We start from the raw sequence: 15,050 nt of genomic DNA on the forward strand, positions 1-15,050 counted from the left end.
CGAACGTGATGACAGAGGCGCTCAGCGCGCACTGCGTGTGAATCTGCGCACCTTCTGCGAAGCGATCAGCGCGGGCGTCTCGTCGCGGAAAGGCACAAAGTGCGGTGCTGCCAGATGTGCTTCGAAAGCCTGCTGATTGTCATAGACTTCGTGCAGCGTCACCTGTAGCGGGTCGTCTTCATTGATGAGGACATCGAACTGTTGGCAGCCCGGCTCGTTGGCCACTGAATCGCGGGCATCCTGACGAGCAATGTCCAGAAACCGGTGTAAGCCTTCCGGCGTCAGAGTGAACTCGGCCATGATGACCAGCGCCTCTGCTGTGTGAGCCATGATATCGCTCCTTAACGATGAAAGAGTGGTCATTCTTCGACCAGCCAGCCACTGCGGTGCGAGGCTTGCTCGCCATAGCATGCGGCAATGATGCCAAAAGCGTCGTTCAGGATCGAATCTAGCTGCCACGGCGGATTCATGATCACCAGCCCAGAGCCGTACATACCCCGGCCGGCAGACGGATCGCGGAAGATTAGTTCGCTGCGCCAAACCTTGCGCACATCGTAGTCCACGATCCCTTCCAGCAACGCCTGATGGCGATTTTCCGGCAATAGCGGATACCAGATCGCCACGATCGCATGGCGCACCTTGTAGGCCGTTGCTGCCAGCACATCGGCCATCTGCGCATATTCACTCTTGATCTCGTATGACGGATCAATCAGCACGCACAGACGAGGCGTCGGAAACGGCAGCTGATCGAGCAGCGTTTCAGGGCCGTCACCGTACGTCACCCGCACATTGTGGGGCAACGCTTCGCGGGCTTCTTCGAGGTGCTTCACTTCACCGGGATGCAACTCGAAAAGCGCCAGCGTGTCTTGGTCGCGCAGTGTATGACCAAACCACCACGGTGAACCGGGGTAGCAGGACAGCGTGCCATTTGGGTTAAGCGTGGCCAGATCGTCGAGCCATTCCTTCAGCACGGGGCTGCGCTCGGCCAGCTTCTGGCGCTGTTCCCACAGCGGCATTACGCCGGTGATGTACTCGCCACCGCGCTGGGTTTCCTGTGCATCGAGGGGGTAGATGCCGCGTCCCGCGTGGGTGTCCACGCAGGTAATGGCCGAAGCCTTGCCATGCAGGCGGGCCAGCAGGGCGTTGAGGGTAACATGCTTGTGTACATCGGCAACGTTGCCTGCATGGTAAGCGTGCTGGTAGGCAAGCACGGCAATCTCCTTGGTTCTCGAACGGACAGCCTTGAATGTAAACAGGCCCGGGAAACCCGGGCCTGTCCATCACGTCAGCATATACTGCGTGGTAAAACGTAGCGATTACTTCTGACCAGGAATGATCTGGCCCGGAATCGGCTGGTTGTCATAGTGTGGCGGTACCAGCGTCAGCGTTACGCGACGGTTCTGAGCACGCCCTTTGGCCGTTTTGTTGGACGCGACGAAGTCAGATGCACCGTGTCCTTTGGTGGACAGACGGCGAATGTCGACGCCCCCTTGCACCAGCGCATTAGCCACCGACTGCGCACGCAGTTCAGACAAGCGCAGGTTGTAGGCCGCACGACCGTTGGCGTCGGTGTAACCGTCCACGACGATCGCTGTATCCGGGAATTCCTTCAGAATGGTCGCAACGTCAGACAGCACCGGGCGAATGGTGCTGGACAACGTGGCCTTGTCATTCGCAAAGGTAATGGAACCCGGCATGCTCATCTGCAGCGTGTCAGCCGTGCGGATCACGCTGATGCCATTGATATTCTGGGTTTTCTGGCGCAGGCGCTGTTCCTGAGCGTCCAGCTGCTGCGATGCAGAAGGGCGAGCCATTGGCGCACTCTGCTGCTCGGCTACGGAAGAGGAAGAGGCACATCCCGCCAGGCCCAGCACGCCAACCAAAGGCAGTGCCCACAGTGTCTTACGATTCATCGGTCATTCTCCTTCATCACCGACATCGGCAGCCCGTACGAGTGCCGTCAGTCCTTGTCATCGAGGTCACATAACGCAAGAAGGTCATTCAGGAACAATAGTCCTTGTTCACTGGCCTTCAACCGCGTCGAATGTTCATCCAGCAACCCACGGGCGCGTGCCTCACGGGTCTGTGCGTCCAGCTCGGCCATGGCAAGGCCGGTTCGCGATGTCCACCAGTCACGGTCAACACCGTCGACAAGACGCAATGCGTTCATCAGAAATTCTAGCCCACGCTCATCGCGAGCCACTTCACGCTGTCCCGCGAGATAGCCGCGGGGGTCGTGACGGCGGCGCAGATAGGCCTCCGGCTGACGCGTTTTCCAGCGGCGCACCAGCGTCAGTTCACCCGCCGACGAGCGGGTAGACAGCTTACCATGAGCCCCAGCGCCGATGCCTAGATAATCGCCGAACTGCCAGTAGTTCAGATTGTGGCGTGAACGGTAATCGCGTGTTGTGTCGCGGCGCGAATAGGCTGATATTTCATAGCGTTCGAAGCCGTGTTCTGACAGATAACGGTGCCCTTCGTCCTGAATGTCGCACAGGATTTCTTCTTCGGGCAGCGCAGGCGGCTTCGAAAAGAACTCGGTATTCGGTTCAAGGGTCAGCTGATACCACGACAGATGCGTGGGCTGGATTGAGAGCGCCCGATCGATATCTTCCAGCGCCGCCTCGACCGTTTGCCCCGGCAGGCCGTGCATCAGATCGAGGTTGATATTGTCGAACCCAGCCGCGCGAGCACGATCGGCCGCTGTATAGGCATCATCACCGCTGTGGATACGCCCTAGGGCCTGCAGCGCATGGTCATCGAAGCTCTGGATACCCAGCGATAGCCGGTTAACGCCCGCCGCTCGGAACCCGGCAAAGCGCGCCTGTTCGAACGTGCCTGGGTTGGCCTCCATGGTGATTTCGATGTTGTCAGCCATGCCAATGCGTGCGTCGATGCCTTGCAATAGCCGCTCATAGAACGCGGGCGACATCAGACTGGGCGTTCCACCACCGATGAAGATGCTGTGCAGCGGACGCGGAGTGATCAGAGCACATTCTTGCGCCAGATCGTCCAACAGCGCAGCCAGATAGTCCTCTTCAGGCAATGCTGCATTACGTCCAATGCCGTGCGAGTTGAAATCGCAGTAGGGGCACTTGCGCACGCACCACGGCACATGCACATACAGCGACAGCGGCGGCAAGCCTGTCTCAACAGTCATCAAGCGTTGTCAGCCTTCAATGCGTCGATAAACTCGGCAACGGCGCGTCCGCGGTGGCTGAGACGGTTTTTCTCGGCACGGCTCATTTCGGCAGCGCTCATACCCGCTTCGCTCACCCAGAACAGTGGGTCATAACCAAAGCCACCTTCACCACGCGGCAGGGAGAGAATATCGCCCTTCCAACCGCACTGAATGATCAACGGCGCGGGATCATCGGCATGGCGCAGATAGACCAGCGCACACCAGTAATGCGCCTGACGCTGACCTTCCGGTACATCACGCAGCGCATCAAGCAACTTGCGGTTATTGGCGGCATCATCGGCATGCTCGCCAGAATAGCGTGCGGAATAGATGCCCGGTGCGCCATTCAGCGCATCGACAACCAGCCCTGAATCATCAGCCAAGGCGGGCAGGCCGGTATGACGGGATGCCGCGCGCGCCTTGAGCAGTGCGTTTTCGACGAAGGTCAGCCCGGTTTCTTCAACCTCGGGGACATCGTGATCGGCCTGACTGCTCAGCGTGATACCCAGCGGAGCCAGCAGTTCTTGGAATTCGCGCAGCTTGCCAGCGTTGCCACTGGCCAGCACTACGGCTTGTGAAGTCGTCGCCATATCGTTCTCGTGCAGCGTATCGGTCATATCATAGCCACGGCGTCACCACCGTGGCCTGATCGTTTTTGAAGGGAATTGACGTGGGACGCTCAGCCTCAGCTGAACGGAGGGATGGGAATCGTCGTACCGGGAATACGTACGTTCTCTCGAATCAGCGCAACCAGCGTATCGTTGGCATCAGGCTGTGTCGTATCCAGATGCACCAGATGGAACAGCTCTTCATCATCGAACGGCTCGAAGCGCGCCTGCTGCTCGCTGAGAATGCGCAGACCGTCTTCGACCGGCAGCCCCACCTTGCGCTGGCGTTCGGCCACACGGGCTTCCAAGGTAGCTTGATCGGCCTCGAAGCTGACGATCATGACCGCCAGACCGCGTGCCTCAGCCTCGTTGCGCAGCAGTGATCGCTGTGCGCGTGTCAGGCAGCTGCCGTCAATGTAGACTGGGTAGCCGGCTTCCAGCAGCAGCCCCGTGATATGAGCCATGCGGCGATAGGTCTGCTCGGTAGTGGCTTCATCGAAGTCATCGGGCGTATTCGCCACCGACTTACCGAGAATGCGCGCACGCTCAACATTGGCACGAATACGGATACCGCCCAGCTCCTTCATCGCCGAGTAGGTAAAATCGCCTTTACCGCTGCCGTGCACGCCCGTACCGATCAGGAGGTACGGCACGCGGAACTCGGCCACCCAGCCCGCTTCTCGCAGATATGCTAGGCGCGATTCAGGGTCATTGACCACTTCCAACGCGCGATACAGGCACACATACGCGATGAAGTAGATCAGCACGCGCAGCGTGGCGTAGTCGCCGGTTTCTTCAAGGTAGCGATCGGCAATAACGTTGGCCGTACGCAACTGATCGTGACTGAGGCTTTCGGCGGCCATCACCGCCAGATCGCCGCACACATCGCCTTCGGCAATGCCCAGCGCGGGAACGGTAAAACCATCGTCGCGACGTTTCTGGAAGGTGGGGGCCAGACGCGCATAGGCTTCCCGGCCCCAAGGGCGCAGCTGCGTCAGAATTTCCTGTTCTTCAGGGGCCAGATCTACGCCTTCAAAGCGGGAAATGCAGTCGTCAAAGGCTTCATTGGGCGTCTGATAGCGCGCATCGGGCCACGAAGGGGCTTTGCGTCGGGCCATCAGGTTGTCCGCGATGCTATACAGCACCGAGGTCAACGCATCACCCGACAGGCTGTCTACATCACCAAGGGTGGTATCGTCGAGATACCCGTAATGGGCAAGGCGCTTGAGCAGCGATGGCAGTGTCCGGATCACGCGGTGCTCTCCTGATGGTCATGAAAAATCGTCGCGCCCACGCCTGATCGACAGGAACATGAGCCGTGTAGCGAACGCCGGCCGTACCGACTACGCGATGCCGATAGTGTAAACAGGCACGGCATCGCGCGCCATGCCTAGGCAGCGGCGGCCATGCGGGCAAAGGCTTCTTCTGCTGCCTGCAGGGTGTGTGCAATATCATCGTCGCTGTGTGCGGCCGACATGAACCCCGCTTCGTAGGGGGACGGCGCCAGATACACCCCATGTTCCAGCATCAATGTGAAGAAACGGCGAAACGCTTCAGCATCACAGGCCGTCGCCTGTTCAAAGCCGTCCACGGCAGACTGATCGGTAAAGAATACGCCGAACATACCGCCTGCGCGATGCGTCAGTAAGGGAATGCCCGCAGCCCGAGCGCGCGCTTCAAGGCCGTCGCACAGCTGATTTACCTTATCGGCCAGTCGCTCGTGGAAATGCGGTGCGCGAATCTTGTTGAGCAGCGTTAGTCCCGCAGACATGGCCAACGGATTACCTGCCAGCGTCCCTGCCTGATAGACAGGTCCTAACGGCGACAGTTTCGCCATGATCTCGCGCTTACCGCCAAAAGCACCGACTGGCATACCGCCGCCCACGATCTTGCCTAGGCAAGTCAGGTCGGGTGTGATGCCATAGTGTGCCTGGGCACCGCCTAGCGCCACACGGAAGCCGGTCATGACCTCATCGAAAATCAGCACGCTGCCGCACGCATCGGTTACATCACGCAGCGCTTCCAGAAAACCAGCCACCGGCGGAATGCAGTTCATGTTGCCTGCGACGGGTTCGACAATCACAGCCGCAATGTCATCACCGCGTTCAGCGAACAGCGTCCGCACCGCATCAATGTCATTGTAGGGCAAGGTAATGGTCAGCTCGGCCAGCGCATCGGGTACCCCCGGCGAGCTCGGTTCGCCATGTGTCAGCGCTCCAGAACCGGCCTTCACCAGCAGAGAGTCGACGTGGCCGTGGTAACAGCCTTCGAACTTGACGATCCGATCACGCCCCGTGTGTCCACGCGCTAGGCGGATGGCGGACATAGTCGCTTCGGTACCAGAGTTGACCATGCGCACCATGTCCATCGACGGCACCAGCGTACAGATTAGGTCAGCCATCTCCGTTTCGATCGCTGTCGGCGTACCGAAGGACAGCCCTTTTTCGACGCGCTCATGGACAGCCTTCAGAACATCAGGATCAGCATGCCCTGTAATCATCGGCCCCCACGACCCGACATAATCGATATAGCGCTGACCTTCGACATCAAAGAGGTAAGGCCCCTGTGCGCGCTCAATGAACACGGGCGCCATACCCAGCCCTTTAAAAGCGCGTACGGGAGAGTTCACGCCGCCAGGAATGTGCCGTTGCGCACGTTCGAACAGCTGTGAAGAGGTCGTCATAGGGCTTGCCTCCAAGAAAGATGACACGGCCAGACTATCAAGCGCTGGCAGCGAGAAAGAACGATAAGCGACGCCGGCCGCTTAATAGGGCCGCAGTACGCTCAAAAGAATGATGGCCACGACTAACACGGTCGGTACGATCGCTAGGGCACGATAATACAATGGGCTATGGCCTTGATTGGCCGCCAGGCGCTTGATCTGCGCCAGACAGAAATGTTGATGTCCGATAAGGATGATAACCAAAGCCGCTTTGATATAGAGCCAGCCACGGGTCAGTACCCCCGTGTTGAGCACGATCAACAGGATACCGAAAACGATAACCGCCAGCATGGCGGGGCTCATGATGCCACGGAACAGTCGTTTTTCCATGATGGAGAAGCGTGCACATCCAAGCGCATCGTTTTCCTTTGCCGCCTGCGCATGGTGCACCAGCAGCCCCGCCATACCGAATAACGCCGCACTCCAGAATACGAAGGCTATGATATGGCCACCCAATACCCACTGACTCCACGTCTGCATCATCATCACTCCCTGAATGTAAAGAGAAGGCATTCCTTGCCCAACGCTTTCAGCATATGACCGAAGCCCCACCGCCGCTCAAAAACGTTACACGGTCGACGGCCATGATGGTCATTGTCATATTCAATCAGGAAACTGAAGACCTAGTAACCTGCAGTGATACACTAACCACCAATGATAATGATTCTTCGCCCCCACGCTCGCGCTAGCCGCGCTGTGGCGGGCGCTCAAGTATAGGAGGCTGCCATGAGTGGTGCCGAACATCCCGCAGCACCGCTGGTGCTGACCGAGAGCGCGATTACCCGCGTCCGCGAGCTGATGGACATGGAACAGGCCGACGATCTCAAGCTGCGCGTCTACGTGACGGGCGGTGGCTGCTCAGGCTTCCAGTACGGGTTCGATCTGACGCGTGATCTTGAAGAAGACGACACGCTGGTTGATAACGGCGGCGTTGCTGTCGTTATTGATCCGTTGAGCTATCAGTATCTAGTGGGATCAACCGTCGACTTCGAAACGGGCCTGATGGGGGCTCGCTTCATGGTGCACAACCCGAATGCAACCTCGACCTGTGGATGCGGTTCATCCTTCACTATCTGACTTTTTTCCTCTCTAAGCCTCCCCCGATGCCCTTGCTTGCCTTATTGGAAGCAAGGGCATTTTCATCACTGCCTTCACCTTTCATGAACACACGTTGCGATACACTTCTTCTGCGCTACAAAAGAAGAGAGGAACCCTCCTCGCACCCCTCCTATCTCACAGGGATATTTCAATGAGTCATTCACGAAGCAACCTACTGACAGGTGCCGTGCTGGGCGGCCTAATCGCCGTAGGCTTGGTCTGGAGCGGCAGCTACCTACGCACGGTCGGCAAGATCTGGCAGGAATCTAACCGCATCGCCTCCGTCAAAGGGGTCGCCGAACGCGAACTGAAAGCTGACATGGCCCTCTGGCCCGTCTATTTCCGTGTAGAAGCCAAGGATCTGGCCTCGCTGCAGATCGAGCTGCAGAAAAGTGAAAACCTCACCCGAGCCTTCCTCCGCCAGCAAGGGTTCGAAGACAGCGAGCTTAGCCTCTCACCGATGAAGGTCAGCGATCGCAACGAATACGGTTCTTCAGACAAACCGATTATCAACCGCTACACCGGCTCTGCTGCTGTCGTCGTGCGCACATCCAAGGTAGAAACCGTTCGCACGGCTTCGCGCCATACAGGTGATCTGGTCAGCCAAGGAGTGCTGCTGTCATCCGGGCTGTACGATGGCAACGATTACGCCCCGCAGTACCAGTTCACCAAGCTTAATGACATCAAGCCCGACATGATCCGCGAAGCGACGGCCAACGCACGCAAAGCGGCAGAGCAGTTTGCGTCGGATTCGGAAAGCCACCTTGGCGCAATCAAGAACGCTTCACAGGGGTACTTCACGGTAGAAGATCTGGACAATTACACGCCTGACATCAAGAAAGTCCGCGTCGTCACCAACATCGATTACACCCTCAAGGACTAAACGTCCTCGGCGCTGCTCAAGCATCATGCAGAAAAGCCTGCCACACGGCAGGCTTTTTAACGTCAAGCAAATGACGCTTGCAATGGCCCCTCGATCGTATGCAGTACCTTCCGCCTTCATGTAAAGCCCCTCAAAACAGCATTGGAAATAAGGAAATTGGGCTGTGGATAAAAATCACTGTTATCCACTCCTATCTCCTTGCCATCCCTAGTGGCATGCCAACTCGAACTACCTTGACGTATACGTTAATAACCTCGGGCACAACTTACGTACAGATCCGTTAGCAACCCGTGGACGGATGGACATGTGGATAATCACGAAAGTTGTTCACAGGTCATGAAGATCATCTCCCCAGTCCATACAACATCGCCCCAGAAGGATATGAAGGCTATAAATTCATGTATTCAATGGACAAAAGTGCGTTATCCACAAAAAGACGTCTGACTAATCATCATTACTTCAATAGAACTTCTCTTTAAATACTTTTCTTTAGATATGTACTGAATCACTGTTATGACTTGGCCCATGTGGAAAACCCTGACGGTTACCCACAGCCACGTTATAATGCGGCCCGCAACGCAGCCTCCCCGACGGATTGCCCCCATCGCATTCGCATGGAAACGATTTTTTCCTGACGTTGCCGTTACCCCAAAAGCTCCATTCATCGAGGTTACACACGTGGACTATCCAGACCGCTTCGACGTCATCGTCATCGGCGGTGGTCATGCCGGAACAGAAGCCGCATTGGCCGCTGCGCGCACTGGTGCGAAAACGCTTCTGCTGACTCACAACATCGAAACGCTGGGACAGATGTCCTGTAACCCGGCCATCGGTGGCATCGGCAAGAGCCATCTGGTCAAGGAAATCGACGCCCTCGGGGGAGCCATGGCGCTGGCCACCGATAAAGGCGGTATTCAGTTCCGTACCCTGAATGCCCGAAAAGGGCCGGCGGTGCGCGCTACGCGCGCACAGGCGGACCGCGTCCTTTACAAGGCCGCCATCCGCCATACCCTCGAGCATCAACCCAACCTCTCGCTTTTTCAGCAGGCAGCCAGCGATCTGATCGTTGAAGGCGATGACGTAAAAGGTGTGGTGACGCAAGCAGGCATTCGGTTTCACAGCACCTCAGTAGTGCTGTGTACGGGAACGTTTCTGGGCGGGATGATTCACATTGGTCTGGAACACTATCGAGGGGGACGTGCTGGCGATCCTAGTGCAATTGCTCTAGCGGAACGTCTGCGTGAACTGCCGTTCAACGTGGCGCGCCTGAAAACCGGAACGCCGCCGCGTCTGGACGCACGTTCGATTGACTTCTCCAAGTTGGCGGTTCAGCCAGGTGACACGCCGGTGCCGGTGATGTCCTTCTTGGGCAATCGTGAAATGCACCCGCGGCAGGTCAACTGCTATATCGCGCATACCAACGAACGCACCCACGACATCATCCGCAATAACCTCGACCGTTCGCCGATGTACTCCGGTGTCATCGAAGGTGTTGGTCCGCGTTACTGCCCGTCGATCGAAGACAAAATCCACCGCTTTGCCGACAAGAACAGCCATCAGGTCTTCATCGAACCCGAAGGATTGGATACGCCCGAGCTGTATCCCAACGGCATTTCAACGTCGCTGCCGTTCGATGTGCAGCTGGATCTGGTGCGCTCGATGGAAGGGCTGGAGAACGCCCATATCCTGCGTCCGGGCTACGCCATCGAATACGATTTCTTCGATCCGCGTGACCTGCATCACACGCTGGAAACCCGCTTCATGAATAACCTGTTCTTTGCAGGCCAGATCAACGGCACGACAGGGTATGAAGAAGCGGCTGCGCAGGGACTGTTGGCCGGTTTGAATGCTGCACGCCGTGCTAAAGGGCTGGACGGTTGGTATCCGCGCCGCGACGAGGCCTACATCGGAGTCATGGTTGATGACCTGATCCGCATGGGAACACGCGAGCCGTATCGTATGTTCACCTCCCGTGCGGAATACCGCCTGTTGTTACGTGAAGACAATGCAGACCTGCGTCTGACCGAAAAAGGGCGTGAACTGGGGCTGGTCGATGATGAACGCTATGCAGCATTCTCCGCGAAGGTCGATGCGATCGATGCTGAAACAACCCGTTTGAAATCGACATGGGTACTGCCGGGTAGCGAACTGGCAGCGCATTTCGGTGACAAACTGGAAGGAATGAGTCGCGAGCAGAACATGCTTGATCTGCTACGCCGTCCTGAAATTGATTACCGCGATCTACCGCAGGGCGATGACGCGGTGGCTGAAGACGTTATCGAACAGGTGCAGATTCAGGCCAAGTATGAAGGCTACATCGCGCGTCAGCAGAATGAGATCGAACGCCTACGTCGTCATGAAGATACCAAGTTGCCTGCTGATCTTGATTACGAACGCATCGACGGGCTGTCGAAGGAAATCAGTCAGAAACTGATGGAAGCGCGGCCGGAAACGCTGGCCGAGGCGGGACGCATCTCGGGTGTCACCCCGGCGGCCGTATCGCTGCTGTTGGTCTACCTCAAGAAACGTGAATACCGCCAGACGCAGGAGAACGCATGATTGCTCAGCTTGAAACCCGTCTCGACGAAGGGCTGAATGCGCTGTCACTTACACTGGACGCCACGGCACGTGAGCGTCTGGTGCAGTATGTTGTGCTGTTGCACAAATGGAATCGCGCTTATAACCTCACGGCAGTGCGTGATCCGAACGCCATGATGACGCGCCACGTCATCGACAGTCTGACCATTCTGCCGTGGGTCAAAGGCCCTCGGATTCTGGATGTAGGCTCCGGTCCCGGACTGCCTGGCATGATTTTAGCCATCGTGCGCCCAGAACTGCAGGTCAGCTTGTTGGACAGCAACGGCAAGAAAGTGCGCTTCCAGAAGCAGGTTGTGATGGAGCTGGGCCTGTCCAATGTCACTCCGTTGCACGAGCGTATCGAAGCGTTGTCTGAAGATCAGCAGTTCGACCAGATCACGAGCCGCGCGTTTTCATCGCTGAATGATTTCGTCTCGCTGAGCCGTCATGTATTGGCCGACGGCGGGGAATGGCTGGCCATGCGTGGACGCGTCGATACGGATGACGTGCTTCCTGACGATATCGAACAGATTGGTAGCCACGATCTTTCCGCCCCCGGCGATCCCGGTGAGCGTCATCTGGTGCGAGCGGCCCTTCGGCGTTGAAATAGACGTCCAAGGGATTACAAGAAACAACGTCGTCAAGGAAATACGTCGTGACCCAGATCATAGCGGTAACCAATCAGAAAGGTGGGGTAGGGAAGACCACCACAGCCGTCAATCTGGCCGCTTCGCTGGCGGGCCTGAAGAAAAGCGTTCTGCTGATCGACCTTGATCCGCAGGGCCATGCCACCATGGGTAGCGGTGTCGATAAATACGATCTTGAGCACGGCAGTGTGCTGGATGTATTGATGGGCGATACGTCGGCCTACAATGCCATCTTAGGCACCGATTTTGGCTATGACCTGCTGCCTGGCAACGGTGATCTGACCGCTGCCGAAGTTGATCTATTGCAGAACGAACATCACGAACGCAGCCTGTCCGAAGCCATTGCCGCTGTGGCCGCCGATTACGACGTCATCCTGATCGATTGCCCACCCTCCCTGAACATGCTGACCGTCAATGCGCTGACAGCGTCCACCGGGGTGCTGATTCCGCTTCAATGCGAGTTCTATGCACTGGAAGGCCTGTCAGCACTGCTGGATACCGTCGAGCAGATCCGTGCGTCCGTGAATCCTGATCTGGCGATCAGCGGTATCGTCCGCACTATGTACGACAACCGCATCATGCTGACGCGCGACGTCAGCAAGCAGCTATCCGATCACTTCGGCGACGCTCTGCTCAAAGCGGCTATCCCGCGCAACATCCGCGTGGCGGAAGCACCGAGCCACGGCATGCCCGTGACGCGCTATGCCAAGCTGTCGCGTGGCGCCCATGCGTACCGCGTGCTGGCCAAGGAGCTGATCAAGCGTCTGGGCTTGTGATGACTGAGCGGCACACCGCCAGACTTATCGTATCTATCGCAGAGAGGCACTCATGACACGCAAACGTGCTCTGGGCAGAGGGCTGGATGCCCTGATTGGTGCAGGGGCCCGTTCCCGTGGCCGACACACGTCCTTGGCAGCAGGCAATGCTGTTGACGATTCTTCTATCAGCGCTCACGACGCCACATCTTCCGCGGTAACCGCCCCGGCAGAGCAGCTGGTGCGCTTGCCTATCATGCAGCTCCAGCGCGGCGAGTATCAGCCGCGCCGCGAATTTCCGCCGGAAGCGCTTGATGAACTGGCGGCCTCTATCCGTGCTCGCGGCATTATGCAGCCTCTGGTCGTTCGCCCCTTGGTGAGCGGCAAGCCCCATGCTCCCCGCTATGAAATCATTGCCGGTGAACGCCGCTGGCGCGCCGCACAGCTGGCCGAGCTGGACACCGTGCCTGCCATCGTGCGCGAGCTGGACGATGAAACAGCACTGGCGCTGGCCCTGATCGAAAACATTCAGCGTGAAGACCTCAGCCCTATCGACGAAGCGGTCGCGCTGCGTCGGCTGATGGATGAGTTTGGCCTGACCCAGCAGCAGACCGCTGATGCCGTGGGCAAATCACGCGCCCAGATCGCCAACCTTGTACGTCTGCTGTCGCTGGAAAGTGACGTACGCGAGCGGCTAGAGAAACACGAGATTGATGTGGGTCACGCCCGAGCTTTACTGGCGCTTAAGGGCACTCGGCAGCGCAAAGCGGCAAAAGAAGTGGCGACCAAATCACTGACGGTGCGACAAACTGAAGCTTTAGTTCGCCGCATTGCCGCCGAAAAGAAAGAAACAGCAAATACTGCAGCGCAGCCCTCCGCTGATGTGGCGGGGCTTGAGCAGCGGTTAGGTGAACTGCTAGGTGCTGCCGTCAAGATTGATCACAAAGCGAGCGGAAAGGGAAATGTCACCATTCGCTATACCAGTCTTGATGAGTTGGATGGAATATTGGCGCATATTCGCTAAGGCAACGGCCGCCCGCGACTTACGGATGCGACGGATTGTCTCGCAAAAGGGTTTGCAGGCTATCCATTCCTGCAAAAACGCGCAAAAAGCGTAATATGGGACCGCGGTTTGCCGGACGTTGCGGGGTTCCATATAATCCCGATGGTTTTAATGTGGCTTGGTCAGCGGTGGTAACTGTATGGCTAGCAAGGACTTGCTGATTCAAGGCTTTTCAATGGTTGTTATCGAACCGGCCAAGACTGACACATGAAGCAAGTACCACGAGTTCACCTCGCCCAGCGCCGCCCTTATCAGGACATGCCTGCAAGGCTGCTGATCAGACAGTGTCTGACGGCGGTATTGCTGGCTGCCTTGGCATGGGTGCTGGTCGGGAGCGGGGCCGTGTTGAGCGCGCTGTTGGGTAGCGTGGTCTGCATGGTGCCTGCACTGTACTTCGCTTGTCGCTTTCTGCGACCACGTGGCTCACGACAGGCGAAACAACATGTGAGTAACCTGTATCGCGCTCAGGTTGGCAAATTTACGCTCTCAATGGCGTTGTTCGTCATCGTTTTCGTGAAGCTGCCCCCGGCGCATCCGGTACTGTTTTTCTCTGCATACGCAGTGACCTGCCTTGTACCGCAGCTCTGCTGCTGGCGTACGAAGGCGCGCGTCACTCCCTGACGAACTTGAGGCGTACCCATGGCCGAACAAGAAACAGCGATGACCTCTTCGGAGTACATCAACCACCACCTCCAAAGCTGGGTCTTTGGCCTAGACAAGAGCACGGGTCAATTGATGACCGCCCATGACGCTGCACAGGCGAAGGCAATGGGTTTCTGGTCCATCAACCTTGATACCATGGGTTGGGCACTCGTCCTCGGGATCTTGATGATGTGGTTCCTGCGTCGAGTGGCGGTCAAGGCAACCTCCGATCAGCCTGGCAAGGTACAGAACTTCGTCGAGATGCTGATAGGTTTCGTGGGCAACCTCGTTCGCAATTCCTTCCATGGTAAAAGCCCGGTCATCGCGCCGCTGGCATTGGTCGTATTCGTCTGGGTGCTCATGATGAACATCATGGATATCCTGCCTGTCGACCTCATTCCGCTGATCGCTAGCATGCTGGGCGCCCCGCATATGCGTACTCTGGCCACCGCGGACGTCAACATCACCTTCGGTCTGTCGATCGGGGTCTTCCTGCTGATTCTCTTCTACAGCTTCAAGATCAAAGGTGTGGGTGGTTTCGTTAAAGAGCTGACGTCTCAGCCGATGAACCACTGGGCAATGATCCCCTTCAACTTGGTGCTTGAGCTGGTCGGTCTGTTCGTCAAACCGCTGTCTCTGGCACTGCGACTGTTCGGTAACATGTTCGCTGCCGAGGTCATCTTTATCCTGATCGCACTGCTGCCTTGGTGGGTACAGTGGGTGCTGAGTGCACCATGGGCCATCTTCCACGTGCTTGTCATTCCGCTTCAGGCCTTCATCTTCATGATGTTGACTGTGGTGTACCTCAGCCAGGCACATGAGAAGCACTGAGAAATAGAGCATTATTCCCTTGCAGAACGTGCAGTGGATCAGC

16 protein-coding genes are annotated in these 15,050 nt (G+C 57.4%); 8 read left to right on the top strand and 8 right to left on the bottom strand.

Annotated elements, in window-relative coordinates; all coding sequences use genetic code 11:
• Positions 1-21 precede the first annotated feature (21 nt).
• The 8 genes from ZBT109_RS00055 to ZBT109_RS00090 all read right to left on the bottom strand — a co-directional run bounded on the left by ZBT109_RS00055 (position 22) and on the right by ZBT109_RS00090 (position 7,024).
• Complete coding sequence (locus tag ZBT109_RS00055) at positions 22-330, bottom strand: putative quinol monooxygenase (protein ID WP_027704360.1); 309 nt, start codon at positions 328-330, stop codon at positions 22-24.
• Positions 331-359: 29 nt separating this feature from the next.
• Positions 360-1,211: a 23S rRNA (adenine(2030)-N(6))-methyltransferase RlmJ gene (locus ZBT109_RS00060; protein ID WP_027704361.1), complete on the bottom strand. Its 852-nt coding sequence runs from the start codon at positions 1,209-1,211 to the stop codon at positions 360-362.
• Positions 1,212-1,316: 105 nt separating this feature from the next.
• Positions 1,317-1,913, bottom strand: coding sequence for an OmpA family protein (locus ZBT109_RS00065; protein ID WP_051523626.1), 597 nt, complete (start codon positions 1,911-1,913; stop codon positions 1,317-1,319).
• A gap of 47 nt (positions 1,914-1,960) precedes the next feature.
• On the bottom strand, positions 1,961-3,160 hold the full coding sequence (gene hemW / locus ZBT109_RS00070) for a radical SAM family heme chaperone HemW (protein WP_038277526.1): 1,200 nt from the start codon (positions 3,158-3,160) through the stop codon (positions 1,961-1,963).
• Positions 3,160-3,771, bottom strand: coding sequence for an RdgB/HAM1 family non-canonical purine NTP pyrophosphatase (gene rdgB, locus ZBT109_RS00075; RefSeq protein ID WP_027704363.1), 612 nt, complete (start codon positions 3,769-3,771; stop codon positions 3,160-3,162). The genes hemW and rdgB overlap by 1 nt, the downstream gene beginning before the upstream one ends.
• A gap of 95 nt (positions 3,772-3,866) precedes the next feature.
• On the bottom strand, positions 3,867-5,042 hold the full coding sequence (locus ZBT109_RS00080; protein ID WP_051523627.1) for an AAA family ATPase: 1,176 nt from the start codon (positions 5,040-5,042) through the stop codon (positions 3,867-3,869).
• Between the two features lie 137 nt (positions 5,043-5,179).
• Positions 5,180-6,472, bottom strand: coding sequence for a glutamate-1-semialdehyde 2,1-aminomutase (gene hemL, locus ZBT109_RS00085; RefSeq protein WP_027704364.1), 1,293 nt, complete (start codon positions 6,470-6,472; stop codon positions 5,180-5,182).
• Positions 6,473-6,553: 81 nt separating this feature from the next.
• Entirely contained in the window at positions 6,554-7,024 is a 471-nt protein-coding gene (locus tag ZBT109_RS00090; protein ID WP_084261695.1) for a CopD family protein, read from the bottom strand.
• A 213-nt stretch (positions 7,025-7,237) separates the two neighbouring features.
• Between ZBT109_RS00090 and erpA the strand changes: the two genes are divergently transcribed.
• From erpA to atpB, 8 genes are all read left to right on the top strand, one after another.
• A complete protein-coding gene (erpA, locus tag ZBT109_RS00095) occupies positions 7,238-7,588 on the top strand; it encodes an iron-sulfur cluster insertion protein ErpA (protein WP_027704366.1) in 351 nt (116 codons plus the stop codon).
• A gap of 172 nt (positions 7,589-7,760) precedes the next feature.
• Complete coding sequence (locus ZBT109_RS00100; RefSeq protein WP_027704367.1) at positions 7,761-8,492, top strand: SIMPL domain-containing protein; 732 nt, start codon at positions 7,761-7,763, stop codon at positions 8,490-8,492.
• 678 nt (positions 8,493-9,170) lie between these two features.
• A complete protein-coding gene (gene mnmG / locus ZBT109_RS00105; protein WP_027704368.1) occupies positions 9,171-11,051 on the top strand; it encodes a tRNA uridine-5-carboxymethylaminomethyl(34) synthesis enzyme MnmG in 1,881 nt (626 codons plus the stop codon).
• Positions 11,048-11,674 carry a 16S rRNA (guanine(527)-N(7))-methyltransferase RsmG gene (rsmG, locus tag ZBT109_RS00110; protein WP_027704369.1) on the top strand — a complete coding sequence of 209 codons (627 nt, stop codon included), beginning with the start codon at positions 11,048-11,050 and terminating at the stop codon, positions 11,672-11,674. Before mnmG ends, rsmG begins: the two co-directional genes overlap by 4 nt.
• Before the next feature lie 50 nt (positions 11,675-11,724).
• The gene (locus ZBT109_RS00115; protein WP_027704370.1) at positions 11,725-12,492 is read left to right on the top strand and encodes a ParA family protein; all 768 of its coding nucleotides are present in this window, start codon (positions 11,725-11,727) and stop codon (positions 12,490-12,492) included.
• Positions 12,493-12,544: 52 nt separating this feature from the next.
• Complete coding sequence (locus ZBT109_RS00120) at positions 12,545-13,495, top strand: ParB/RepB/Spo0J family partition protein (protein ID WP_027704371.1); 951 nt, start codon at positions 12,545-12,547, stop codon at positions 13,493-13,495.
• Positions 13,496-13,741: 246 nt separating this feature from the next.
• Complete coding sequence (locus ZBT109_RS00125; RefSeq protein ID WP_027704372.1) at positions 13,742-14,155, top strand: ATP synthase subunit I; 414 nt, start codon at positions 13,742-13,744, stop codon at positions 14,153-14,155.
• A gap of 18 nt (positions 14,156-14,173) precedes the next feature.
• Complete coding sequence (gene atpB, locus ZBT109_RS00130) at positions 14,174-15,007, top strand: F0F1 ATP synthase subunit A (protein WP_027704373.1); 834 nt, start codon at positions 14,174-14,176, stop codon at positions 15,005-15,007.
• Positions 15,008-15,050: the final 43 nt, after the last annotated feature.

The organism is Zymobacter palmae, from assembly GCF_003610015.1.
Classification (GTDB): domain Bacteria; phylum Pseudomonadota; class Gammaproteobacteria; order Pseudomonadales; family Halomonadaceae; genus Zymobacter; species Zymobacter palmae.